This window comes from Streptomyces sp. PH9007, from assembly GCF_059813725.1.
In genome coordinates this window covers 4720111-4743024 of record NZ_CM187440.1, presented here as the reverse complement: position 1 = coordinate 4743024, position 22914 = coordinate 4720111, and the positions used below count along the sequence as shown (strand labels likewise).

Sequence of the window (22914 nt, the reverse complement as noted above, 5' to 3'; positions counted from 1 at the left end):
TCCCGCTTCCGCCGGAGACTTCCCGGCCCCGTGGCGTCGCGTCACGGGGCCGGTTCGCGTTCCGGGGCGGGCGAGGGGGCGGGCGGTGGGGCCCGCCGGGCAGCGGAGGGCTTAGCGATCAAGTGGTCAGGAAAGCTGACCATATGATGACGACCGCCGTTTCCCCGCCCCACGCGAAGACCGCGGATCCGCCCTCCACCCCCTCCGGCGCCCGCCTCGTCGGGGTGGATCTCGCCCGCGGCCTCGCGGTGTTCGGCATGTACACCGCCCACGTCGGCCCCGACCCGGCCGACGGCGGGGTGGGCGGCGTCCTCCTGGAGCTGACGCACGGCCGCTCCTCCGCGCTCTTCGCCCTGCTGGCCGGCTTCTCCCTCGTCCTCATCATGGGCCGCACCACCCCCAGAACCGGCCGGGACGGGCGGCAGGCCGCCGTCCGCGTCCTCGTCCGGGCGGCGATCCTGCTGGCCGCGGGCACCGCCCTCACCATGACCGGCACCCCGGTGGCCGTCATCCTCGCCTCCTACGGCCTGTACTTCGTCCTGGCGCTGCCGCTGTACCGGCTCGGCGCCCGTGCCCTGGCCGGCCTCGCGGCGGCCGGGGCGCTGCTCATGCCGCAGCTGCTCTTCCCGCTCCAGGACTCGGCCCGGGAGGGCGCGTGGGCGGAGCACGTCACCGCGCTCGACCCGCTCGCCGCGATCAGCGGCACCGACGGCTTTCTCGGCCTGCTGGTCACCGGCGTCTATCCGGCGCCGACCTGGCTGCCGTTCGTCGTCGCGGGCATGGCCGTGGCCCGCCTCGACCTCGGCTCCGCGCGGATACGCGGGCGGCTGGCGGCGCTGGGCGCGGGCCTGGCGATCCTCGGGTACGGCTGCTCCTGGCTCGCCCTGCGCCTGCCCGGTGTCGTGGAGCGGCTGACCGAGCACGCCGGGCCCACCGAACGGGACCTCGCCTCCCTGTGGTGGTCGGACGTCGGCGGCTATCCGTCCGGCGGGACCAGCGCCTGGCAGCTGGTGGCCTCGCCGCACAGCGACACCACCCTGTCCGTCGTGGGCAACACCGGGGTGGCGCTGCTGGTGCTCGCGCTCTGCCTGGCGGTGACCGGCGCGCGGGCGACGTGGCCGCGCCGGGTGGTCGCGCCGGTGTGCGCGGTGGGTTCGATGTCGCTGACCGCCTATGTGCTGCACATCGGGGGGATCGGGCTGCTGGGCATCGAGGAGCTGCCGGGTTCGCCGCCGGGGGTGCTCGCCGGGTTCGTCGTGCTGATGACGGCTCTGGCGGCGGCGTGGACGCGCTTCTTCCGCCGGGGTCCGCTGGAGCAGCTGCTGCACAGCGCCACCGGGGTGGCCCGCCGGGTGCGCTGATCCGGGCATGCTGATCGGGGGGGCGGCGTGGGCTGCGGCCCGCCGCGTGTCCCGGTACACGGCGGGACCGCTCAGCCGCCGGTCATGTACTGGCGCATGCCCGTCATGGTCAGCGTGCCGCCGAACTGCGCGGCCTGCGTGAGGCTGACGCCGGTGAAGTGCGCGTACGGGATGTCGAGCGGCGGCTGGTGCTCCGCGTCGTACTCCACCGGGATCACCCCGAACAGCAGGCCCTTCAGACGCTCCGTGTACATGGTGACCGTGCCCCCGCGGAAGGTGGAGGTGCTGCCGGCCGCCGTGGCCACGTGGTGCCGCAGCCCGTCCGAACCGTCCACGATCTGGTGCAGATCGCCGATGTCCACCTCGCGGGCGGTGAACTTCAGGGCCTGCTTGACGGAGCCGTTGGCGGTGGTGACATTGACCACGCCGTGGTACTCCAGGCCGCGCAGCGTCAGCGAGCTGGCCTCCAGGTACCAGGGGTTGTCGGCGATGACGACGGGGGTGCGCTCGTCGGTGCCCGGCACCCGCAGCTCCACCGGGCAGGGCAGTCCCGGCTTCTCCTCCTCGGCCGCCGGGTCGTGCACCACCTCGCGCTCGGGCTCGGCGGGGGGCGGCTCCTCCTCAGGTGCCGGCGGCGCGCCGCCCGCTTGCTCCTCGGCCGGCTCCCCCGCCGCGTCCTCCTGCGGGTCCCCCTCCGGCTCGTCCGGCTCGTCCGGCGGCTCCGGGCTCAGCTCCGCCGTCCCCGCCTCCTCCTTGGGGTCGCGGGCGCGGTTCTGCGGGCGGTCGCTGTCCTGGGAGGCGTCGGACTCCTCGGTCTCCGGGGGCGTCTGCTCCCCTTCCCCGGACTCCGGCTGCTCCTGCGGCTCCTGGGGCGTCTGCTTCCCCGCGCCGGGTGTGAAGAAGTCCACGATGTCCCGGCCGAGCTGGTCCAGGGCCGGGCCCAGACCCAGCGGGTCGAGCGGGTTGAACTCGGGGCGCTGCGGTTCCCCGGGGTCCGGCTCCGGTGCGGGCTCGGGGTCAGGCTCCGGCTCCGGTGCGGGCTCGGGGTCGGGATTCACGGCGGATTCGGGTTCGGTGGCCGCCCCCTGGTCCGCTCCGGGGTCGGTGACCGCGCCGTGCCGCTCGGCGACCTCCTCGTCCCCGTCCCCGTCCTCCTCGATCGCCCCCGCGTCCTCGGCCTCGTCCTCGGCCTCGGCCTCGTCCTCTTCGGCGGCGGTGGTGTCCGGCCCGGCCGGCGGCTCCTGCGGTTCCTCCTCGGGCGGGTCCTGGACCTCGGTGACCTGCCGCTCGGGCAGTTCCACGCAGGCCGTGCCGGAGAACGGGTTCTCCGGCTGCGGGTCCGCCTTGGCCAGCGAGGAGGTCAGGCCCATGCCCAGCAGGGCGGCGGAGGGCATCGCGGCGAGAGAGAGCGGCATGCGGAACCGCTGCCGCAGACGCTTGCGGGGAGCCGCGTGACGCGCGTTGCCCGCGTCGTCCGGCGCGGATATGTCCTCACTGGGCTCACTCGGCACGGCTTTCCCCCTTCTCCGGGTCCGTCCCCCGCTCCGTCACCCGTCCGGCGAAACCGGCGAGGGCGCTGCCCGTTCCGGGGGCCGCCTCCGGCGTGGTCGTGGCGGGTGCGGCCGGCACCGGCGCGGGGTCCGGTGCGGCGTTCCGTGTCCGGGGCGGGACGGTGGCGGCCGGCGGGCCGGCCGGGCGCGTGCCCGGGGCGGCGGCACCCGGGGCGGCCCCGGGTTCGTGCTCCTGCGCCGGTTCTCCCGGTGCCCAGGCGATGCTCATCCCGCCGCCGATCAGCCCCAGCAGATAACCGAGCAGGAAGCCTCCGACGTTGGAGACCACCAGCGAGACCAGCACCAGCATGATGGAGGCCACGCCGGCGAATATCCGGGAGTGCGGCTGGAACCACATGGTCTGGCCCAGCACGATCAGCAGCACCCCGATGACCAGGGAACCGGCCCCGGCCGTGGTGGCCATGCGGATGGTCAGATCCGCGATGGTGACCGTCGCGTACGGGAAGTACACGATCGGCAGCCCCGCGAGCGTGGTGAACAGCCCGGCCCAGAACGGGCGGCGCCAGCGCCAGTGCCGGAAGGCCACTCTGGCCCTGACCAGGCGCGACGTCTGAATCTCTCCCTGGGTGGTGGTGCTCATGTGCGCGGTGCTCCCCTGGCGTGACACCGGTCTGCGGCCGTCCGCTGGGCCGGACCCGGTGGGGTTGTCTAGGTGCTTCGGCGGGCCAGCCCGGGGCAGGAGCGGTACGGCCTCCTGCCCCCGGCGGACCTCACACCGTCAGAAGCACTCGGCGTCCTTGCCCCGGTGCAGGCTCAGGCTGAGCCCTGGCAGCTTGAAGGTACCTGCTGAGGTGGCCCACGCCGTCTGCTCGACGTTCGTCAGCACGGCACGGTCGGCCTGCTGTGCGAACGAACCCGGCACGTACGCGTCGCCGTCGGCAGGACCGGGGCCCTTGCTGGTGTGGTCGACGCTCACCCCGATGTCGATGTTGGTGAACGTGGCGTTGGCGTCCAGATTGCTGATGTCGATGAAGAGGTTCTGTGCCTCCACCGGCTTGGAACCGTTGCCCGCCGTGAGTTTCACCGTGATGTTGCCCAAGGGGGTGGGCACCACGACGGATTGGCACAGGCCGGTGATCGTCGCCTTGTCGAACGACGAGACCGCGACCGGAATGCGTTCTCCGTTGTGCTTGACGTCCAGCGCTCCGTACTGGGTGAACCCGGTACCGTCCAGTACCTCCGTGGTGACCTTGAACTGCTGTCCGGAAACCGCGAATGACGCCGCGAGCGCCCCCTGGGCGAACGCGATGCCTATCGCGGCGGTGGCGGCCACGCTCGGCACCATGACCAGACCGAATCGCTTCCATCTGGTGCCGCCGCGAGGCTGTGACTCCATGAATTTCCTCCTTCTCGGACGAACTGCTCCGGCTCCGGCGCCCGATGGTCCGGGGGTGCCCCCTCTCGGGGAGGACCGCCTGGAGGCCAGGAGGGAGAAGCAATGCCGCCGGACTGCACCCCGGCGACAGCCACTGACCGCCCCTTTCACGGTCTCCCCGGGAACCAGGACCCGCCGTCGTGACGGCGGGTACCCCCCTGATTCCCGGTCCGGCGCATGGCTCCACCGGTCTGGCCGATCGTGGTGCATCTCACGGAAAGGCACAAGGGGTTGGTTACCAGCCGGTAAATGCCTTATCGCACAGGGTTGTTGACCATCCTCCCCGTTGCACGGAGAGTGAGTCCCCCAACTGCGCCCGCAAGGCCCCGAACTGGACATCGACCCAGTCAAACCGTGATGCACGCCACAGAAGGTAGCGGCGGCCGTGAATGCCAAGTTTTGGCAAAACACGACCGCCGCTACCGCTAAGCAGATGACCAGACTATGACTCAGAAGAGCACGCGCGCCAGCGCCCCCCGCGCCACCGTGACCCGGGGATCGTCCGGGCCGACCACCTCGAACAGTTCGAGAAGACGGACCCGCGCCGCGTCCCGGTCCTCCCCCGCCGTACGCCGCACGGCCTCCACCAGCCGCCCGAAGGCGTCCTCGACGTGGCCGCCCACCAGGTCCAGATCGGCGGCGGCGAGCTGCGCCGCGACATCGTCCGGCCGGTCGGCCGCCTCCTGCCGCACCCGCTGCGCGTCGGCACCCTGCACCCGGTCCAGCAACCGCGCCTGGCCCAGGCCCAGTCGGGCCTCCTCATTGGCCGGCTCGTCGGCCAGCACATTCTCGTAGGCGCGGATCGCGCCCCCCATGTCCCCGGCGTCCAGGGCGGCGTGCGCCGCCGCGAGCGTCGGGTTGGACGGCGGCTCCGGGACGGTGGGACGCGGCTCGCCGCCCTCGCCCGGCGCGACCGGCGCGCCCACGATCCCGAACCGCTCCTCGGCGGCCTGGATCAGCTGATCGAGCACCTGCCGGATCTGCTGCTCGGGCGCCGCCCCCTGGAACAGCGGCAGGGCCTGCCCGGCGATCACCGCGAACACGGCGGGGATGCCCTGCACCCCGAACTGCTGGAACAGCATCTGGTTGCTGTCGACATCGATCTTGGCCAGGACGATCCGGCCCGCGTACTCCTCGGTGAGCCGCTCCAGGACCGGGCTGAGCTGCTTGCAGGGCTCGCACCACTCGGCCCAGAAGTCGATGACGACCGGCACCTCGGCGCTGCGCTGCAACACCTCCTGCTCGAAGGTCGCCTCGTCGACATCGATCACCAGCTGGGCGCCGGCCGCCGCGCCGCCCTGCCCCTCCGGCTGGGCCGCCCGCTGGGCCCTGGCCTGCTCGGCCTTCTGCTTCGCCTCGGCGGCGGCCTTCACCGCGGAGAGATCGACGGCTCCGCTCATGGACATATTGCGTGGCTGCATGGGACCAGTCTCCCCCCTCCGCGCCCCGTGGTGGTACGCGGGCGGGGAGGGACGGGTAAGGAAGTCCGCCCGGAGGCCGCCGACGGGTCAGCCGGACGCTCCGGGGCGGGCCTCGGCCGGCGTCCGGCCGTGGTCGGGGGAGTCCGCCACCGTGTAGCGGTCGGTGCCGGTCGCGTGCCAGTGCAGCCAGCCCGCCACCACGGAGGTGAGGGCCGTCGCGCAGCGGTTGACGGCGGCGGTGCCGGGCGGCACCCGGCGCAGGGCCCGCAGCAGCTCGGCGGACCGCTCCTCGATGAGGGCGCGTACGGCCTGCCGGGCGGCGTCCCGTCCCAGGCCGCGTTCGTGCTCCAGCACCAGCACCAGATTGGTGACCATGCCGCAGGCGACCTCCTTCTCCAGGGAGTACAGGTCGTTGGTCCAGGTGTTGACGTCGATGGCGGCGGTCAGCACGTCCCGGTAGGCGGGTGAGGCGTAGACGTCCGGCGGCAGTTCGGCGTGGTGGCACAGCTCCATGATGTCGAGGGTGGGGACGAAGCCGCTGGTGTCGCGGCGCAGTACCCGGTACTCCGCCAGGGTGGGCGGGACCCCTGCGTTCCTCAGTTCGATCTCGCGGCGTACGGCGGCCAGCGCATCGGTCATGTGTCCGGCGAACCGGTGCTGCCAGTGGGGGGAGGCGAGGGCCCGCAGCCGGGTGACCAGGTCGGCCAGGGCGAGGATCAGCGGCGGGGAGCCGGGGGGCGGATGGCCGCCGGCCAGCACGGAGCGTACGGCGCCGGTGGTGGCCGACCAGGCGCGTTCGGTGCCGCCCGATCCCTCCTCGTACTGATCGTCGAGGAAGAAGGTCCAGGTCATCCAGCAGGCGGCCAGTCCGGCGCCGGGCTCGGCGGCGTCCGGCAGCATCGCGGCGGCGAGGGTGGCCGGGCCGCCACGGGCCAGGGCCCGGGCCTGTTCCTCGCCGCGGATCAGCGCGAAGCGCTCGGCCCACTGCCGGGCGGCCTCCGCCATCCGCCGTGCGTGGGGGTGGCGGCGGGCCGTGAAGGGCGGCGGGGCCGGCGGGAGGAGGTGGGGAGATGCCACGGCGGGCCGCTCCTGTCTGGTGGCGGACGGGACCCTTACGCCTTTCCGCCCGGACTCCCTTGCGCAAACCACTCCGGAGAGTGAAGCGGCGGCTTCGCCCGAACGGTGGCGGGTCCCCGGAGTCCCGACGCCACCCCCGTGCGCACTCATCACCTGTCGGGCGGTTGCCGCAAGCTGGCGCAGAAGGCGCTAAAGTGCCCATGACTGCGTAGGGAATAGGGCGATGACCGCTGCTTTGCTGGAAGCGCATCGGGCCATCCGGAAGTACAGCACGACCTGGTACGTGCCGGTGACCACGATGCCGGCGGGACTGAACGAAGCACTTTCATCGGCTTATCTGCTCATGCGGGCCATTGACGAGATCGAGGACCATCCCGAACTCCTCCCCAAGGAGAAGGACGTTCTCCTGTGCGGCATCAGCTCCGTCCTCCAAGAGCGCTGCCGCCCCGAGGACTTCAAGGCCGTCCTCGCCGACACCTCGGTGCCGCTGCCCGAAGTCTCCCTGCGCATCGGTGAGTGGGCGGCGCTGGCACCGCCCCAGATCGCGCCCCGCATCCGCGAGACCTTCGCGACGATGGCCGAACGGATGGGCGGCTGGGCGCTGCACGGCTGGCACATCCACACCGAACGCGACCTGGACCGCTACACCTACGCGGTGGCCGGCACCCTCGTCCTGCTGCTGAGCGACCTGTGGAGCTGGTACGACGGCACCCGCTCGGACCGCACCCTGGGCGTCGGCTACGGCCGGGCGCTCCAGGCCGTCAACATCTACCAGGACAAGGGCGAAGACCTGGGCCGGGGCGTGGACTTCTGGCCGGACGGCTGGGACGCGGCCCGGCTGCGCGGGTACGCCATGCGGGAGTTGCACCGGGCCGATCGCTACCTGGCCCAACTGCCCGCGCACGGGCCCGCGTTCCGGTTCTGCTCACGGCCGCTGGCGGCCGCCTGGCGGACGGTCCGGGCCGGCCCAGGACCCTGACGTGCGACAGGGGCGTGCCCCCAGCCGTACGCGCCCTCCCCAATGCTCCTGTGCGCGGGGGGAGAAGGGGTGTGGGCACCGATCCGGTGGAGCAGGGGTGCATCCGTGACAGTTGTAGCCTCTCTCCCCCTCGCCCCGGGCGCCCTGCCGCTGCTCGGGCACGCCGTGCCGCTGGTACGCCGTCCGCTGGACTTCGTCTCCTCGCTGCCCGCGCACGGCGGACTGGTCCGGATCCGGATGGGTACCCGCTCGGTGGTCATGGTGTGCGATCCCCAGCTCACCCGGCAGGTCCTGCTGAACGACAGCGTCTTCGACAAGGGGGGCCCGCTGTTCGAGCGGGGCCGTGAGGTGGCGGGCAACAGCCTGCTGAGCTGCCCGCACGACATGCACCGCCGCCAGCGCCGGCTGTGCCAGCCGGCTTTCCACACGGACCGGTTCCCCGGCTACAACGTGGCGTTCGCCGATCTCGCCGAGAACCTGGCCAAGTCCTGGCAGGACCGCCAGATCGTGGACGTCACCGAGTCGCTGACCCGGCTGACGGCGGAGGTCGCGGTGGAGACGATGTTCGCCCGCTCGCTGCCGCCGGCGATCGCCTCCCAGATCCTGGACGACTTCATCATCCTGAGCGAGGGCATCTTCCGGCGGGCCGTCACCCCGTCCACGCTCAACCGGCTGCCGGTCCCGGCCAACCGCCGCTACCGGCGGGCGCTGAGCCGCCTGCAGAGCACGGTCTTCGAGATCATCGCCGCCCGCCGCTCGGCCACCACCGACCACGGCGATCTGCTGTCCTCCCTCGCCAACGCCGTGGACCCCGACAGCAAGGGCGGGCGCTACTCGCTGTCCGACGAGGAACTCGTCGACCAGGTGATCATCTTCCTGTACGCGGGCTCCGACACCACCGCCGCCGCCGTCGCCTGGGCGCTGCATCTGCTCGCCCAGCGCACCGACCTGGACATCCTGCTGTACGAGGAGGCCCGCAAGGCGCTGCGCGACACCCCGCTGGTGCTGGTGGACCCCAACAGCCTGGAGATGGCCAACCGGGTGCTCGCGGAGAGCCTGCGGATGTACCCGCCGGCCTGGCTGACCACCCGCACCGTGGCCAGCGACACCGAGCTGGGCGGGGTGGTGCTGCCGGCCGGGACGATCGTCGGGTACAGCCCGTACCTGGTGCACCGGCTGCCCGACCTCTACAAGGAGCCGGACACCTTCGACCCGGACCGCTGGCTGTCGCCGCTCGCGGACCGCAGCGCGTACATCCCGTTCGGGGCGGGCGCCCGCAAGTGCATCGGGGACCGCTTCGGGATGGCGCAGGCCGCGCTCATCCTCACCGCGATCATCTCGCGCTGGCGGCTGATCCCGGCCGGCGGGCGCCCGGTGCGGGCCGCCGCCAAGGTGACGCTTATGCCGAAGGGACTGCACATGCGGGTCCTGGCCCGCGAACGCCCGTACTGAGCTGCGGGGCCGTGCGGAGCGGCGGGCTCCGCACCGGCCGGCGGGCGGCCCCGCCGGGACGGGCCGCTTCAGAAGCCGGGCGGCTCGGTGTAGATGCCCCACTCGTCCTTGAGTACGCCGCAGATCTCACCCAGCGTGGCCTCGGCGCGTACGGCGTTCAGCATGGGCTCGATCATGTTGTCCTCGGTGCGCGCCACCCGCACCAGCTCCGCCAGGGCCGCGCGGACCGCCGCGTCGTCCCGCGCGGCGCGGCGGGCGCCCAGCACCCGTACCTGCTCGTGCTCCACCTCGTGGCTGACCCGCAGGATCTCCAGCTCGCCGGTGACCGATCCGGTGTGGCAGTTGACGCCGACGATCCGCTTGTCGTTCTTCTCCAGGGCGCGCTGGTACTGGAACGCCGCCTCCGCGATGTGCCCGGTGAACCAGCCGTCCTCGATGCCGCGCAGCAGCCCCGAGGTCATCGGGCCGATGGGGTGCTCGGCGCGCTCGGCTCCCAGCTCCCTGATCTGCTCGAAGATCTTCTCGGCGTCCGCCTCGATCCGGTCGGTGAGCTGCTCCACGTACCAGGAGCCGCCCAGCGGATCGGCGACGTTGGTGATGCCGGTCTCCTCCATGAGCACCTGCTGGGTGCGCAGCGCGATCTCGGCGGCTCGCTCGCTGGGCAGCGCCAGGGTCTCGTCCAGGGCGTTGGTGTGCAGCGAGTTGGTGCCGCCCAGGACGGCGGAGAGCGCCTCGACGGCGGTGCGCACGACGTTGTTGTACGGCTGCTGGGCGGTGAGGGAAACCCCGGCGGTCTGGGTGTGGAAGCGCAGCCACAGCGCCTTCTCGCTGGTGGCGCCGTACACCTCGCGCATCCAGCGGGCCCAGATCCGGCGGGCGGCGCGGAACTTGGCGATCTCCTCGAAGAAGTCGAGGTGGGCGTCGAAGAAGAAGGAGAGGCCGGAGGAGAAGGTGTTGATGTCCAGGCCGCGGCTGAGGCCCAGTTCGACGTAGCCAAAGCCGTCGGCCAGGGTGTACGCCAGCTCCTGCGCGGCCGTGGCCCCGGCCTCGCGGATGTGGTAGCCGGAGACGGACAGCGGCTTGTAGGCGGGGATGGTGCGGGTGCAGTGCTCCATCAGGTCGCCGATCAGCCGCAGGTGCGGCTCGGGCTGGAACAGCCACTCCTTCTGGGCGATGTACTCCTTGAAGATGTCGGTCTGGAGCGTGCCGTTGAGGATCGCCGGGTCCACGCCCTGGCGCTCGGCGGCCACGATGTACATGCAGAAGATCGGGACGGCCGGCCCGGAGATGGTCATGGAGGTGGTGACCTCGCCGAGCGGGATGTCCCGGAAGAGGATCTCCATGTCGGCGGCGGAGTCGATGGCCACCCCGCAGTGGCCGACCTCGCCGAGCGAGCGCGGGTCGTCGGAGTCGCGGCCCATGAGGGTGGGCATGTCGAAGGCCACCGAGAGCCCGCCGCCGCCGGCGGCCAGGATCATGCGGTAGCGCTCGTTGGTCTGCTCGGCGTTGCCGAAGCCGGCGAACTGCCGGATGGTCCAGGTGCGGCCCCGGTATCCGGTGGGGTGCAGGCCACGGGTGTACGGATACTCGCCGGGCCAGCCGATCCGCTCGAACCCCTCGTAGACGTCACCCGGACGGGGGCCGTAGACGGGGTCGACGGGGTCGCCGGAGAGGGTGGTGAAGTCGGCGTCCCGCTTGCGCGCGGCGTCGTACCGGTCCTGCCAGCGACGGCGGCCGGCGGCGATGGCATCGGCGTGGGTACCCATGACGCCAATTTACTAGGACGTCCAAGTAAATGTCGAGTGAAGTGCGCCGGTGCGCGGGGCTCGGGCACCGGCGCGGACTGCCGCGCCCCTCGGGGCGGGAGGTCAGACCTTGCTGAGCGAGGTGGACGCGTCCTGCGCGTCCTCGTCCTCGTCCGCCGCGATCAGCGGCTTGACCTCGGCGACCACCTTCGGCTCCACGAAGAACGCGGCGAACGGGATGCTCCCGGACACCAGGATCCACAGCAGCTTCCCGAACGGCCAGCGGGCCTTCTGCCCCAGGTCGAAGGCGAACACCAGATAGATCATGTACAGCAGGCCGTGGGCCTGGGAGACCACGAAGGTGATGTCCTCACCCTTGCCGAATCCGTACTTGAAGACCATGCAGGTGCTCAGCACCAGCAGCATCACAGCGGTGACATAAGCCATGACCCGGTAGCGGGTCAGCACGCTCTGCTTCATGCGGCGCAGCCTATCGGGTCATACCGGGCGCCCCGCACCCGCCCTCCGCGCCCGCGCCGCTCCCCGCCCGGTGCGGCTACTCGGCGGCGAAGTCCCCGGAGGCGACGCGCAGCGGGCGCAGCATCGCGAAGATCTCCGCGCACTCCTCGGCGTCGTACGCGCCCAGGCCGAAGTCCATCGCCATGAGGTCCTCGGTCGCGGCGTCGCACACCTCGCGCCCCTTGTCGGTGATCGAGGCGAGGGTGCCGCGTCCGTCGTTGGGGTTGGGGCGCTTGGTGACCAGACCCGAGCGCACCAGCCGGTCGATGGTGTTGGTGACCGAGGTCGGGTGGACCATCAGCCGCTCACCGATCTTGGACATGGGCAGCTCCCCCGCCTTGCTGAAGGTCAGCAGGACGAGGGCCTCGTAGCGGGCGAAGGTGAGGCCGTACGGCTTGACGATGGCGTCGACCTCGGCGAGCAGGATCTGCTGGGCGCGCATGATCGAGGTGATCGCGGTCATGGCGGGTGCGGCGCCCCATCGGCGCTTCCACAGTTCGTCGGCGCGGGCGATGGGATCGAACGGAAGGCTGAGCGGCTTCGGCACAGCAAGACCCTACCCGCTGGTCACATCCGGCACCGGGGCGTCTCAGTCCTCGGCCGGACAGGACCATTCCTCCTTGACGAACGGCACGCCGTCGGCCATCAGCACCGCGAGACAGTCGTGCGGTGTCCGCTCCGCGTCCAGCGGCGCCTGCGGTACGCCGCCTCCCTCCCGGTCCGGGCCGGCCACCTGTGCGGCGGTCTCCGAGGTGAGGTCGAGCAGGGTGCGCAGCACCGCCACCCGCTCCCCGCGCCAGGCGACGACGAGGGCCGCCTCGTACAGGGGGTCGGCTTCCAGGAGCACCTGGTGCAGCGTGACGGTCGACTCGTCCAGGAGCCGCACCGGGTCGGAGGCGGGGCCGCCGGCGGCGTACAGCGTGCAGTACTCCGGGTTTCCCCTCAGGCGTGCGAACGCCTCGCCGGCCGCCTTCCGGTCCGCGAACTCCATCACCTCGTAGGAGGACCAGGCGCCGCCCCGCGCCTCGGTGTAGACGGTGCGCTGCCCGGAGTCGGCCTCCAGGACCTGCCCGGTCAGCGGCCATCCGCAGTCCAGGTCCCCGGTGAACCCCTGCAGCCGGTCCTCCACCGCGACGCGGTCGGCGGCGATCTCCCACTCCCAGCCGCGCCAGACCCCGGGCAGCGCGGCGAGCGGCATGTTCGGGGGCGGGGCGGCCGTGGTCGCGGAGTCCGTCGGGGTCGGGTCGGCGGCGGCCGGGGGAACGGGCTGCTCGCCGCCCGGCCGGGGCGCGAGCGCCCAGGCGCCCAGTCCGACGACCCCGGTCAGGACGACCGACAGGGTCACGGCGGCGGTGCGCCGCCGGGCCCGGCGGCGCTCGCCGCGGCGCCGGGCCGCGGCGGGGCCGGCCGGGGCGACGCCCGGTTCCAGGTGTTCGCGCAGGGCCCGGAGCTCGGTGCCGAGGCCGTCGTCGCTCATGGGGACGGGAGTCCTTTCCGGTTCTGGCGGGTGGGGGTGGGGCGCCGGGCCCCGGCGGGAGGTGCCGGGCCCGTCGCGGGGCCGTCCAGCCGGACGGCGAGTGCTCTGCGGGCGCGGCTGAGCCGGGTCCTGACCGCCACCTCGGTGGCGCCCAGTTCGCGGGCCACCTGTGCCACGGGCAGATCGAGCAGATGGTGCAGCACGATGGCCTTGCGCTGGTCGGCGGGCAGCGCCCGCACGGCCTCGATCAGCGCCACCCGGTCGGGGGCGAGCCCCGGTACGTCCGGCGGCGGGCCGTGCCGGAACTGGGCGCGCAGCCGGTTGCGGGCCTTGCGCCAGGTGCTGACGGCCAGCCGCAGCGCGACCGTGCGGATCCAGGGCGCCGGGTCCCCCTCGGCGCACAGCGTGTCCCAGCGCAGCCAGGCCCGCGCGTACGCCTCCTGCACCGCGTCCTCGGCGTCGGCGAGGTTCCCGGTGACCGCGTACACGGCGGAGATGAGGCGCGCGGCCGAGGCGGTGTAGTAGGCGTCGAACGACTCCTGGGCCTCCCGCTCCCGCCGCTCGCGCGCCGCCGTCATCCCCGTCCTCCCGCCGGGCGCGGGCCCCTGGTCACGACCGGCTTCCGGAGCGGCGGCGGACCATGCCGCCCACCCGGGCCGTCAGGGCGCCGACCTCGGTGACGCGCAGCGGCCGGGCGAGCAGCAGCACGGACGCGGCCAGCAGCAGCCCGCCGCCGAGCAGGCCCGCCGCGTCCGCCACCGGCCCCGGGCCCAGCCGGTCCGCGCTCAGCCGCGCCAGCGCGTACGCCGCCGCCGCGCCCGGGGCGGCGGCCAGCAGCAGGCGCGCCTGCATCCCCGCCGTGCCGGGCCAGCGGCCGATGCGGCGGGAGAGCACCCGCACCGTGCACACCAGCCCCACCGTGCAGGCCAGCGCGTACCCGGCCGCCATGCCGGCCACCGCCCAGCGGGCCGGCAGCCACAGGTACGAGGCGACGGCCGCACCCGCGTTGATCGCCGCGATGACCACGTTCAGAAAGAAAGGGGTACGGGTGTCGCTGAGCGCGTAGAACCCCCGGGCCAGCAGGTACTGCGCCGCGAAGGCCGGCAGCCCCGGCGCGAACGCGATGAGGATCCAGGCCAGCGCCCGGACGTCCCCCTCGCTCGTCTGCCCGTGCCCGAAGACCACGCCCATCAGCTGCGGCGCCAGCGCCATGAACCCCAGCACGGCCGGGATGATCACCACCGCGTTGCCGCGCAGCCCGCGCGCGATGTCCCGGCCCACCGCCGCCAGGTCGCCGTCGGCGGCCCTGGCGCTCATTCTCGGCAGCATCGCGGTCACCAGCGAGACGGTGATGATGCCCTGCGGCACCACCCACAGCAGATAGGCGTTGGTGTACGCGGTGAAGCCGACGCCCTCCGCGACCCCTTCCGCGGCGGCCCGCACCCCGGCGGAGGTGGACAGCCGGGTCACCACCCAGTACGCGGCCTGGTTGACCAGGACCAGCAGTACCGTCCAGACGGCCGCCCGGAACGGGGTGCCGAGCCCGGAGCCGCGCCAGTCGAAGCGCGGACGCCACCGGAACCCCGCCGCGCGCAGCGCCGGCAGCAGGGCCAGCACCTGGACGGCGATTCCGGCGGTGGAGCCGAGCCCCAGCAGCAGCGCCTGCCCGTCGGTGATCGCGCCCGCCTCGGTGACCTCGCCGGCCACGGCGATGAACAGGCCGAAGACCGCGATCACCACGAGGTTGTTGAGCACCGGCGACCAGGTCATCGCCCCGAACCGGCCGCGCGCCGTCAGCACTTGTCCCAGCAGCGTGAACAGCCCGTAGCAGAGCACCTGGGGCAGGCAGTAGCGGGCGAGCGCCACCGTCAGGTCGCGCTGCGCGCCGGTGAAGCCGGGGGCGTACGCGCTCACCAGCCACGGCGCGGCGAGCACCGCCGCGGCGGTCAGGAACAGCAGGGCCAGCACGCAGGCGGTGAGCAGCCGGTCGGTGTAGGCGGCGCCGCCGTCCCCGTGTTCCTTGGCGGCCCGCACCAGCTGGGGCACGAACACGGCGTTCAGCGCCCCGCCGATGAGCAGGAAGTAGAGGATGTTGGGCACTGTGTTGGCGACGTTGAACGCGTCGCCGAGCAGCGTGGTGCCCAGCGCCGCCACCACGACGGCGCTGCGGACGAACCCGGTGGCCCGGGAGACCAGCGACCCGCCGGCCGAGATGGCGCTGTCCCGTGCCAGTGAACTCCTCGGCCGCGGCGGCGGCTGCCCCTGCGCGGCCCGCTCGGCCGCCGTCCCCGTGTCTGCTGCTTCGACGGTCACTGCGACCGGTCCCCCTCCAGCTGATGTGCGCAGCCAGGATTGTGCCCGATGCGCCGCGCGCCCGCCGCATCGCACGGCTGTCGGAAAGATCTCTGTCACAACTCCCCCGCCCCGGACGTGACACCGGATGAACGGGCGGAGCGCATCCGCGCGCCCGCCATCCGGAAGGGGAATGACCATGGCGATCACCACCGCGACGCCCCGTCCGGCGGCGCCGGCAGGCACCGCCGCCGCGCTGCGCGTACGGCCGCTGCCGCCCGCCGAGCACCTGGCGTTCCTGCGCGGCCGGCGCGCCCTGACCGACGCGGGGCACGGGGGTCAGGTGAGCTTTCTGCAGACCCCGGCCTGGGCGCGGGTCAAGGACGGGTGGACGGCGGAGGGTCTGGGCTGGTTCGACGAGCTGGAGCGCCTGGTGGGCGCCGCCCTGGTGCTGCACCGGGAGGCGCCCGGGGTGCGGCGCACGTTCGCGTACCTGCCGGAGGGCCCGGTCATCGACTGGTCCGCGCCCCGGCTGGAGGGGTGGCTGGATCCCCTGCTCGCGCATCTGGAGGCGTCCGGGGCGTTCGCCGTACGGATGGGGCCGCCGCTGGCGTACCGCCGCTGGTCCGCCGCCACCCTCAAGGACGCCACCGGTCCTGGCCGCTCGGTGCACGAGGTGCTGCCGGACCGGGTGGAGCCGGTCGGGGCGGTGGTCGCCGACCGGCTGCGGACGGCCGGCTGGTCCCGCTGCGACCCCGGGCAGGGCGGCGGGGGCGGGGACGCGCAGCCGCGTCTGGTCTTCGAGATCCCGCTGGCGGGCCGCGACCCGGAGCACGTGTGGCAGGGCCTGAACCAGGAGTGGCGGCGCAACATCAGGAAGGCGGCGCGGGCGGGCGTGGAGACCGGGGTCGCGGGCCCGGCGGAGCTGCCGGTCTTTCACCATCTGCTCGGCATCACCGAGCGCCGCGACGGCTTCCGGCTGGGACGCTCACTGGAGTACTACGAGCGCCAGTACGCCGTGCTCAACGAGGAACAGCCGGAGGGCGGCATGCGCCTGTACACCGCGCGGTACCAGGGGGAGGTGCTGGCCGCGCACACCATGCTGCGCTCGGCGGACGGGGCCCGGGTCTGGTACCAGTCGGGCGCCTCGGCCGATCATCTGCGGCAGGTGCGGCCCAGCAACGCGCTCCAGTGGCGGATGATCCAGGACGCGCACATGGCGGGTGCCTCGGCCTACGACATGCGCGGTGTCCCGGCGACCCTGGACCCGGACGCGCGGGCGTTCGGGCTGCTGCGCTGGAAGCTGGGCACGGGCGGGGACGCGGTGGAGATGCTGGGTGAGTGGGAGCGACCGCTGCCGGGTGCGGTCAACCGGTCGCTCCACAAGGCGATGCGCGGTTATCTCGCCCGGCGCTGACACGCGCCGTACCGGGGGGCGCCGGGCGGGGTCCTTCGAACGGGCGAAATCCGGCCCGTCAGGCGTTGACGACGCCCTCGCGGCGGGCGCGCAGCGCGATCAGCGCGTTCTCCTCGGTCCGGCGCAGGCTGCGCTCGGCGAAGAACCCGCCCAGCGGGATCACGGACATCAGGAAGTACCAGGCGGCGGTCTTCAGCGGCCACTTCGCCCGGTTCCAGGCATCCGCCCAGAGCAGGACATATGCCACGAAAAGGAAGCCGTGCACCGCGCCCATGACGGGTACGGCGTTGAAGTCGGTCGTGCGCTTCAGTACGGAGCACACGAGAAGCACCAGGAAGGAGATCGCCTCTGGGGCGGACACCAGCCGGAGCCGTCGCAGGGCGGAGACGGTCTTGAGGTCCATGACGGAATTCTCGCAGCCGCCCTGACGATCATTCCGGGCGGGGGCGGGGTCGGGCGGCGCGGCTATTCTTCGAGCTTATGGACTCCGACACCGGCACCCGCTGGCTGACCGAGGGGGAGCAGCGCGTGTGGCGCGCCCACCTGGACGTCAGCAAGCTGCTCATGTACCAGCTGGAACGCGATCTCCAGCCGTTCGGCCTGACCATGAACGACTACGAGATCCTGGTGAACCTGTCCGAGTCCGAGGAACGCCGGATGCGGATGAGCGATCTCGCTGCGGCCACGCTCCAGTCCAAGAGCCGGCTCTCGCACCAGATCACCCGGATGGAGAAAGCCCAGCTAGTGCGCAGGGAACACTGTGACTCGGACAAACGCGGCCTGTTCGCGGTGCTGACCGACCAGGGCTGGGACACCATGCGCACGGTCGCCCCGCACCACGTGGAGTCGGTGCGCCGGCACTTCGTCGACCTGCTGCCGCAGGGGTCACTGGACGAGCTGTACGAGGCGCTCGCCCCCGTCGCGCGGCACCTGCACGGCGAGCGCGCCGGCCGGCCCTGACGGCACGGGCGGCGGCCCGGCCGCGCGCCTCAGCCGGCGGGGGGCGGGGTGGCCGGTCCGGACGGGGCGGACGGCGGCGGCACCGGCAGCGTCAGCCGGAACAGGGCGCCGCCCTCGGGGGCGTCCGACACGGTCAGCGTCCCCTGGTGCCGCACCGCCACATCGCGGGCGATGGCCAGACCCAGCCCGGCACCCCCCGCGTCCCGGCTGCGCGCGTCATCGAGCCGGACGAACCGCTCGAAGATCCGCTCCCGCTGCCCGGCCGGCACCCCCGCGCCGTCGTCGGCGACCTCCAGGACGGCCGCGGCCCCGCCCTCGGGGCGCAGCGACACCCGTACCGTCCCCGCCGCGTGCCGCACCGCGTTGTCGATGAGGTTGCCGACCACCCGGCTCAGCTGCCCCCGCGACCCCTCCACCGTGACCTCGGCCAGCTCCGTACGGGCGGTCACGCCCGCCGCCGCCAGCAGCGCCCCGCGCTGCGCCAGTTCCTCGCGGGCCAGCTCCGCGAGGTCCACCCGCCGCCCCGCCGCCGGCTGCTCCCCCGCGTCGAGCCGGGCCAGCAGCAGCAGATCGGCGGCCAGGTCCTGGAGCCGTACGGTGTCCTGCACCGCGCCGCCCAGATCCAGCAGATCCGGGTGCGCCTGGCCGACCTCCAGCTGGGTGCGCAGCGAGGCGATCGGGCTGCGCAGCTCGTGCGAGGCGTCCGCGACGAACCGCCGCTGCCGCTCCACCGATGCCTCCAGCGCGGCGAGCGTCTCATTGGTGGTGACGGCCAGCCGCCCCACCTCGTCCCGGGCGGACGGCTCGGGCACCCGGCGCGAGAGGTCGGTGGAGTGGGTGATGGCCGCCATCTCCCGGCGGATTCCCTCCACCGGGCGCAGCGCGCGCCGCGTCATCAGCCAGGTGATGGCGGCGACCACGGCCAGCAGCACCGGGATGCCGACGAACATGGAGGTACGGACGCTGTCCAGCGCGGCCTGCTCCACATCGGCGGGGGCACCCGCGTAGACGGTGGTCTCGGTGCCGTCCGGGGTGGTGACGTCCACGACGGCGAAACGGTACGGGCCGGCCGCGCCGTCCACGGTGGCGTGGCCGTCGGCGTAGTCGATGTCCTCGTCCACCTCGCCGGGGCCCAGCCGGTTCCCGTCGTCGTCATCGTCATCGTCGTCATCATCGTCGTCGTCGAAGAAGCCGGGGTCCCTGGCCGGGGGCTCCTCCCGCACGGTGACCTGGTCGCTGCCCGTACCGCTGATCGCCTCAAGGCCCTCACTGGCCGCCAGCAGCCGGTCCTCATCGGCGTCCAGCACCTGTACGGGCCGGCTGCGGTCCAGGTCGAGGTCGTCGAAGGCGGTGCCGGTGGCGAGCTGGCCGGCGACGTCGCGGGCGGTGACCTCGGCCTGGAGGTCCACCTGCTCGACCAGGTTCCCGCGCAGCGCCACCAGCATCAGCAGCCCGGCGGCGATCAGTGCGACGGCGACCACGGCGGTGGCGCCGGTGGCGGCTTTCGCCCGGACGCTAGCCACGGGGGTCCGCCGCCAGCCGGTAACCGGCGCCGCGCACGGTGTGGATCAGGCCCGGGCCCAGCTTGCGGCGCAGCGCGCTGATGTAGACCTCCACGATGTTGGGGTCGCCGTCGTAGGCGAAGTCCCAGCCGTGTTCGAGGATCTGCGCCTTGGAGACCACCTCGCCGGCCCGCGAGGCGAGATGCTCCAGCACGGCGAACTCCTTCGCGGTGAGCGTCACCTCGACCCCGGCCCTGGCCACCTGCCGCTTCACCCGGTCCACGACCAGCTCCCCCACCCGCAGGGCGGGCGTGGCGCCGCCGGTGGAGCCGCGCCGGCGCAGCAGGGCGCGGACCCGGGCCACCAGGACGACGTAGGAGAACGGCTTGGTGAGGTAGTCGTCCGCCCCGGTGTCCAGGCCCTCCGCCTCGTCGTACTCGCCGTCCTTGGCGGTCAGCATGAGGATCGGCGTCTCGTCGCCGGCGGCGCGCAGCGCGCCGCAGACCCGGTAGCCGTTCATGCCGGGCAGCATGATGTCGAGAATGATCAGGTCGTACGCGCCCTCGGTGGCGCGGTGCAGACCGTCGGTACCGGTGTGCACGACATCGACGGCGAAGCCCTCGGCCTTGAGTCCCTGGGCGAGGGAGCGGGCGAGCCGCGTCTCGTCCTCCACAATCAGCAGGCGCATGGGGTCAGCTTCGCAAATCGTTCCTGAAGAAGGCTTCAGGTGGCTTCAGCTCCGCTTCAGCAAGTGTGCGCGAGAGTACGGAACGTCAACGCGACACCGTTAAGTCACTTGATCGGGGAGAACCTCATGAAGCGCAACACCATCATCGCCGTGGCCGCCGCCGGGGCCGTCATCGCGGGCGGCACGATCGGCGGGGTCGCCCTGGCCTCCGGCTCCTCGGAGAAGGACCAGGGTACGCAGGCCGCCGCCCTCACCCCGGCGGGGCAGAGCGAGTCGCAGGTGGCGGTGCGGGGCGACGACGGCGACGACCGGGACGACCGGGACGGCGACGACCGCGACGACCGCGACGACCGCGACGACGACCGTACGGAGGCGGACGCCCCCGCCGCCCCGTCCACCGCGTACACCCAGGTGACCGCGCTGGCGCTGACCGAGGTGCCCGGCTTCGTCACCGACCTGGACCGCGACCGGCGCGACGACGGCACGGTGGTGTGGGAGGTGGACATCTTCGGCGACGACGGCCGCTGGTACGACGTCGAGATCAGCGAGGACGCCACCCAGGTGCTGCGGGCCAAGCTGGACGACGATGACGATGACGACGACCAGCAGGTGATCCCGGACGCGGGCATCGACATCGTCGAGGCCATCCTCATCGCCGAGGAGCACACCGGCGCCCACTTCAACGAGGTGGACCTGGACGACGACGGCCGGCACTGGGAGGTCGAGCTGCGCGGCGACGGCTTCGAGCACGAGGTGAAGATCTCCGTCGCGACGGGCGAGGTCACGCAGTACGAGAAGGACCAGGACGACGACTGATCCCCCGGAACCCGGAACCGGAGCGGCGGGGTGCGGTGCACCGCACCCCGCCGCTCCTCCCGCGCTATCCGGCGGCGACCGGCGGGAACGGCACCACCGCCAGCGCGGGCAGCAACGTGGACTCCTCGTGGTCAAGATGCGCGGTCAGCTCGTCCGTCATCCGCTCCAGCGCCGCCCGGAACCCGGCGGGGTCGGCGTCGCCGATCCCGTTCAGCAGTGCCAGCAGCTCCGACTGGATCCGGGCGACGGTCACATGCTCGGCCCGCAGCCGGTCCAGGGTCTCGCTCAGTTCGGGGTGGCTGCGCTCCAGCGCCGGGAAGGCACCGTGTTCCTCGCTCATGTGGTGGAACTCCAGCGACTCGCAGAAGGCCAGACAGTGCTGCCGGATCTGCATCCCCAGGCCGGGGACGGGATGCTCGGCCCGGCCGGCGAAGTACGCCTCGGCCTCGGTCCGTACCGCGCGCAGCTGAGCCCGCAGCCAGGTGTGGATCTCCAGCAGCTTGTCGGCGAGATTCGCCACCTCGGCCGGACCCTCCCCCTCCTCCGGGCCACTGCGCCGCAGCACGACGACCGGGAGCGTGCGGGAGGTCTGCCGCTGGTAGTCGGCGTAGCCGGGGGCCGCCCGGACCACCTCGGCGAAGAGCCGGTCACGCCGCTCGCCCTCGGCGGGTACCGCGATGGCGTAGTAGTCGTCCGTGCCGACCTCCACCCGGACCATGGGGTGGGCGAGGAGGTTGTGGTACCAGGCGGGATGCCGGTCGGCCCCGGCGGCGGAGCCGACGACCAGCAGATCGCCGCCGTGCCGTACGTAGCCGAGCGGAGTGGTGTGCTCCTGCCCTGACCTGGCGCCGGTGGTGGTCAACAGCAGCAGATCGCCGCCCTCGAAGGGCCCGCCGACCTTGCCGCCGTGGGCACGGAACTCGTCGATCACGGATTGGTTGAAGGACATGGGTGTGGTGTCTCCCGGGAATACGCATGCGTCCGTGAACCGCCCACGGCAGAGCGGGCGGCACGGTGAAAGTGACGAAAGAGGGCGCGTCGGAGCGCGCGACGATGACGCGAAGAGAACTGCGCGTGGGAGCGGGGCTGAATCAGCCGCTCAGGACGCTCAGATGACCCGGGGCGCGGAGTGAGTACTCATGGCGGAAGCCCTTCGACTACGGTGCTCGCCCGGCTGCCGGCCTGCCCACTGCTCTCCGGCCGGCGCCACGTGGCACGTCGGCCATGCAACAGGGCCCCTCGCGCCGCTGTCAAGACGGATCCCGCCCGCTCAGGGGCTCCGTGCCGAACGGGGGACGACGATCGCTGTCATGAAGGATCCGCCGGTCCACCGCTGTGGGGGAAGCTGCTCGCCTACGGCGATACGACGCCCTTTCACCTGCTGATGACTCCCATGAACGATCGGGCAGTTCCGGTGTGCCACCACATACCGATCGTCGTGGATCACCGGTCTCGCCCCGTGCCCGGCGGCATCGGGAAGAATGAGCCCGCGGCTTGGGGCACCGGTCAGCTCGTCGGCGTAGCGCTCCAGGTCAGGGCTCACCACGAGGCGCAGCACCGAAGGGAGCGATGTCCCGGTGACATCACACCGTTCCGTGGCCGTACTGGCGGCGGTCATCATGGTCACCACAGGCGGCTGCTCGTCCGGCTCCGGTCACCGTGGGCCGCTGTCGGCCGGGGACGAAGCCGGTTCTGCGTGTGGGCCGGGGGACGGGGAATCGGTCTTCACCTTCGGATCCGACTGGCTGACCAATGAGTCGGACAGCCCGGTGACGGTCACCGGGGTGGAACTGATCGACGCCGAGAACATCGAACTCGTGGAAGCGGTGTTCCTGCCGCCCCCCTCGGACGCGCCTCCACGCGCGTTGATCGGTCTCGACGAGGGGTATCCCCCGCGCGAGTACACGGATCATTCCGACGGTGGCGCCTACTGGGAACTGCGGGAGGCTGTGGGGGAGGCGACGGTCGAGGGCCGCGAGTCGGTCAATCTCCTCATGGGGCTGAAGGCCGACGGCGCGGCCTCCATGGAGGGCGTCGTCGTCTCGTACGAGTACAAGGGCGATTCCTATCGCGTGGAAACGATGAACCGGTTCGGTGTCAGGAAGCAGTGCGAAGGCGATGACTGACGCGCCGTCCGGGTTCGGACTCTGCCGGAGACGTAGCTGAACCCACGTCGCCCGGGAAGCGGTCCTTCGCGAACGGCGCCGCCTGCGCAGGACTTCCGGTGCGTCAAGGCGGTTGGGCAGGTCGGCTGTTCCGTGG

General features: G+C 72.6%; 22 protein-coding genes. 7 read left to right on the top strand and 15 right to left on the bottom strand.

The features are described from left to right. Positions 1-143: 143 nt before the first annotated feature. A complete protein-coding gene (locus tag ACTFAP_RS21990) occupies positions 144-1361 on the top strand; it encodes a DUF418 domain-containing protein (protein WP_500467208.1) in 1218 nt (405 codons plus the stop codon). Positions 1362-1432: 71 nt separating this feature from the next. On the opposite strand, the gene ACTFAP_RS21985 is transcribed toward ACTFAP_RS21990, so the two are convergent. From ACTFAP_RS21985 to ACTFAP_RS21965, 5 genes are all read right to left on the bottom strand, one after another. Continuing rightward, positions 1433-2872, bottom strand: coding sequence for a hypothetical protein (locus tag ACTFAP_RS21985; RefSeq protein ID WP_500467207.1), 1440 nt, complete (start codon positions 2870-2872; stop codon positions 1433-1435). Then, on the bottom strand, positions 2862-3512 hold the full coding sequence (locus ACTFAP_RS21980) for a DUF6114 domain-containing protein (RefSeq protein ID WP_390123481.1): 651 nt from the start codon (positions 3510-3512) through the stop codon (positions 2862-2864). The genes ACTFAP_RS21985 and ACTFAP_RS21980 overlap by 11 nt, the downstream gene beginning before the upstream one ends. Positions 3513-3650: 138 nt before the next feature. Continuing rightward, positions 3651-4268 (bottom strand): DUF6230 family protein, encoded by a 618-nt coding sequence (locus ACTFAP_RS21975; RefSeq protein ID WP_400010585.1) that lies wholly within the window; start codon positions 4266-4268, stop codon positions 3651-3653. A 488-nt stretch (positions 4269-4756) separates the two neighbouring features. Further along, positions 4757-5728 carry a tetratricopeptide repeat protein gene (locus ACTFAP_RS21970; RefSeq protein ID WP_500467206.1) on the bottom strand — a complete coding sequence of 324 codons (972 nt, stop codon included), beginning with the start codon at positions 5726-5728 and terminating at the stop codon, positions 4757-4759. An 87-nt stretch (positions 5729-5815) separates the two neighbouring features. Further along, positions 5816-6805, bottom strand: coding sequence for a terpene synthase family protein (locus tag ACTFAP_RS21965; protein ID WP_495682037.1), 990 nt, complete (start codon positions 6803-6805; stop codon positions 5816-5818). A 223-nt stretch (positions 6806-7028) separates the two neighbouring features. Between ACTFAP_RS21965 and ACTFAP_RS21960 the strand changes: the two genes are divergently transcribed. Both ACTFAP_RS21960 and ACTFAP_RS21955 read left to right on the top strand, forming a co-directional pair. Beyond that, entirely contained in the window at positions 7029-7784 is a 756-nt protein-coding gene (locus ACTFAP_RS21960; protein ID WP_030733680.1) for a squalene/phytoene synthase family protein, read from the top strand. A 105-nt stretch (positions 7785-7889) separates the two neighbouring features. Beyond that, positions 7890-9236, top strand: a complete 1347-nt coding sequence (locus ACTFAP_RS21955) for a cytochrome P450 (protein WP_495682036.1) — start codon at positions 7890-7892, stop codon at positions 9234-9236. 68 nt (positions 9237-9304) lie between these two features. On the opposite strand, the gene icmA is transcribed toward ACTFAP_RS21955, so the two are convergent. From icmA to murJ, 6 genes are all read right to left on the bottom strand, one after another. After that, positions 9305-11002 carry a coenzyme B12-dependent isobutyryl-CoA mutase large subunit gene (gene icmA / locus ACTFAP_RS21950; protein ID WP_495682035.1) on the bottom strand — a complete coding sequence of 566 codons (1698 nt, stop codon included), beginning with the start codon at positions 11000-11002 and terminating at the stop codon, positions 9305-9307. 102 nt (positions 11003-11104) lie between these two features. Beyond that, positions 11105-11461 (bottom strand): DUF3817 domain-containing protein, encoded by a 357-nt coding sequence (locus ACTFAP_RS21945; protein WP_386534505.1) that lies wholly within the window; start codon positions 11459-11461, stop codon positions 11105-11107. 76 nt (positions 11462-11537) lie between these two features. After that, the gene (locus ACTFAP_RS21940) at positions 11538-12047 is read right to left on the bottom strand and encodes a MarR family transcriptional regulator (RefSeq protein WP_495682034.1); all 510 of its coding nucleotides are present in this window, start codon (positions 12045-12047) and stop codon (positions 11538-11540) included. Between the two features lie 42 nt (positions 12048-12089). Continuing rightward, positions 12090-12977 (bottom strand): hypothetical protein, encoded by an 888-nt coding sequence (locus ACTFAP_RS21935; RefSeq protein WP_500467205.1) that lies wholly within the window; start codon positions 12975-12977, stop codon positions 12090-12092. Next, positions 12974-13555, bottom strand: coding sequence for a SigE family RNA polymerase sigma factor (locus tag ACTFAP_RS21930; protein ID WP_495682032.1), 582 nt, complete (start codon positions 13553-13555; stop codon positions 12974-12976). Before ACTFAP_RS21930 ends, ACTFAP_RS21935 begins: the two co-directional genes overlap by 4 nt. Positions 13556-13586: 31 nt before the next feature. Further along, a complete protein-coding gene (gene murJ / locus ACTFAP_RS21925) occupies positions 13587-15290 on the bottom strand; it encodes a murein biosynthesis integral membrane protein MurJ (protein ID WP_495682031.1) in 1704 nt (567 codons plus the stop codon). 172 nt (positions 15291-15462) lie between these two features. Between murJ and ACTFAP_RS21920 the strand changes: the two genes are divergently transcribed. Then, positions 15463-16686, top strand: coding sequence for a peptidoglycan bridge formation glycyltransferase FemA/FemB family protein (locus tag ACTFAP_RS21920; protein WP_495682030.1), 1224 nt, complete (start codon positions 15463-15465; stop codon positions 16684-16686). A 58-nt stretch (positions 16687-16744) separates the two neighbouring features. Here ACTFAP_RS21920 and ACTFAP_RS21915 read toward each other — a convergent pair whose 3' ends face one another. Then, positions 16745-17089: a DUF3817 domain-containing protein gene (locus tag ACTFAP_RS21915; RefSeq protein ID WP_495682029.1), complete on the bottom strand. Its 345-nt coding sequence runs from the start codon at positions 17087-17089 to the stop codon at positions 16745-16747. A gap of 77 nt (positions 17090-17166) precedes the next feature. Here ACTFAP_RS21915 and ACTFAP_RS21910 point away from each other — a divergent pair, with 77 nt between their 5' ends. Next, positions 17167-17646 (top strand): MarR family transcriptional regulator, encoded by a 480-nt coding sequence (locus ACTFAP_RS21910; RefSeq protein WP_495682028.1) that lies wholly within the window; start codon positions 17167-17169, stop codon positions 17644-17646. Positions 17647-17675: 29 nt separating this feature from the next. Here ACTFAP_RS21910 and ACTFAP_RS21905 read toward each other — a convergent pair whose 3' ends face one another. Together ACTFAP_RS21905 and ACTFAP_RS21900 are read right to left on the bottom strand one after the other, a co-directional pair. After that, entirely contained in the window at positions 17676-19169 is a 1494-nt protein-coding gene (locus ACTFAP_RS21905) for a sensor histidine kinase (RefSeq protein ID WP_500467204.1), read from the bottom strand. Beyond that, positions 19162-19836 (bottom strand): response regulator transcription factor, encoded by a 675-nt coding sequence (locus ACTFAP_RS21900; RefSeq protein ID WP_500467203.1) that lies wholly within the window; start codon positions 19834-19836, stop codon positions 19162-19164. The genes ACTFAP_RS21905 and ACTFAP_RS21900 overlap by 8 nt, the downstream gene beginning before the upstream one ends. A gap of 126 nt (positions 19837-19962) precedes the next feature. Here ACTFAP_RS21900 and ACTFAP_RS21895 point away from each other — a divergent pair, with 126 nt between their 5' ends. Further along, on the top strand, positions 19963-20652 hold the full coding sequence (locus ACTFAP_RS21895) for a PepSY domain-containing protein (protein ID WP_500467202.1): 690 nt from the start codon (positions 19963-19965) through the stop codon (positions 20650-20652). A 64-nt stretch (positions 20653-20716) separates the two neighbouring features. On the opposite strand, the gene ACTFAP_RS21890 is transcribed toward ACTFAP_RS21895, so the two are convergent. After that, positions 20717-21601 (bottom strand): nitroreductase/quinone reductase family protein, encoded by an 885-nt coding sequence (locus tag ACTFAP_RS21890; protein WP_500467201.1) that lies wholly within the window; start codon positions 21599-21601, stop codon positions 20717-20719. Positions 21602-22229: 628 nt separating this feature from the next. Here ACTFAP_RS21890 and ACTFAP_RS21885 point away from each other — a divergent pair. Next, positions 22230-22778, top strand: a complete 549-nt coding sequence (locus tag ACTFAP_RS21885) for a hypothetical protein (RefSeq protein ID WP_500467200.1) — start codon at positions 22230-22232, stop codon at positions 22776-22778. The last annotated feature ends 136 nt before the right edge of the window (positions 22779-22914 follow it).

Bases quoted from the DNA above. Each gene is read 5' to 3' on its own strand.
- ACTFAP_RS21930 (WP_495682032.1), bottom strand. From the start codon at position 13,555: ATGACGGCGGCGCGCGAGCGGCGGGAGCGGGAGGCCCAGGAGTCGTTC.
- icmA (WP_495682035.1), bottom strand. From the start codon at position 11,002: ATGGGTACCCACGCCGATGCCATCGCCGCCGGCCGCCGTCGCTGGCAG.
- ACTFAP_RS21895 (WP_500467202.1), top strand. From the start codon at position 19,963: ATGAAGCGCAACACCATCATCGCCGTGGCCGCCGCCGGGGCCGTCATC.
- ACTFAP_RS21970 (WP_500467206.1), bottom strand. From the start codon at position 5,728: ATGCAGCCACGCAATATGTCCATGAGCGGAGCCGTCGATCTCTCCGCG.
- ACTFAP_RS21945 (WP_386534505.1), bottom strand. From the start codon at position 11,461: ATGAAGCAGAGCGTGCTGACCCGCTACCGGGTCATGGCTTATGTCACC.
- ACTFAP_RS21910 (WP_495682028.1), top strand. From the start codon at position 17,167: ATGGACTCCGACACCGGCACCCGCTGGCTGACCGAGGGGGAGCAGCGC.
- ACTFAP_RS21935 (WP_500467205.1), bottom strand. From the start codon at position 12,977: ATGAGCGACGACGGCCTCGGCACCGAGCTCCGGGCCCTGCGCGAACAC.
- ACTFAP_RS21920 (WP_495682030.1), top strand. From the start codon at position 15,463: ATGACCATGGCGATCACCACCGCGACGCCCCGTCCGGCGGCGCCGGCA.
- ACTFAP_RS21980 (WP_390123481.1), bottom strand. From the start codon at position 3,512: ATGAGCACCACCACCCAGGGAGAGATTCAGACGTCGCGCCTGGTCAGG.
- ACTFAP_RS21960 (WP_030733680.1), top strand. From the start codon at position 7,029: ATGACCGCTGCTTTGCTGGAAGCGCATCGGGCCATCCGGAAGTACAGC.
- ACTFAP_RS21990 (WP_500467208.1), top strand. From the start codon at position 144: ATGATGACGACCGCCGTTTCCCCGCCCCACGCGAAGACCGCGGATCCG.
- ACTFAP_RS21890 (WP_500467201.1), bottom strand. From the start codon at position 21,601: ATGTCCTTCAACCAATCCGTGATCGACGAGTTCCGTGCCCACGGCGGC.
- ACTFAP_RS21900 (WP_500467203.1), bottom strand. From the start codon at position 19,836: ATGCGCCTGCTGATTGTGGAGGACGAGACGCGGCTCGCCCGCTCCCTC.
- ACTFAP_RS21915 (WP_495682029.1), bottom strand. From the start codon at position 17,089: ATGGACCTCAAGACCGTCTCCGCCCTGCGACGGCTCCGGCTGGTGTCC.
- ACTFAP_RS21975 (WP_400010585.1), bottom strand. From the start codon at position 4,268: ATGGAGTCACAGCCTCGCGGCGGCACCAGATGGAAGCGATTCGGTCTG.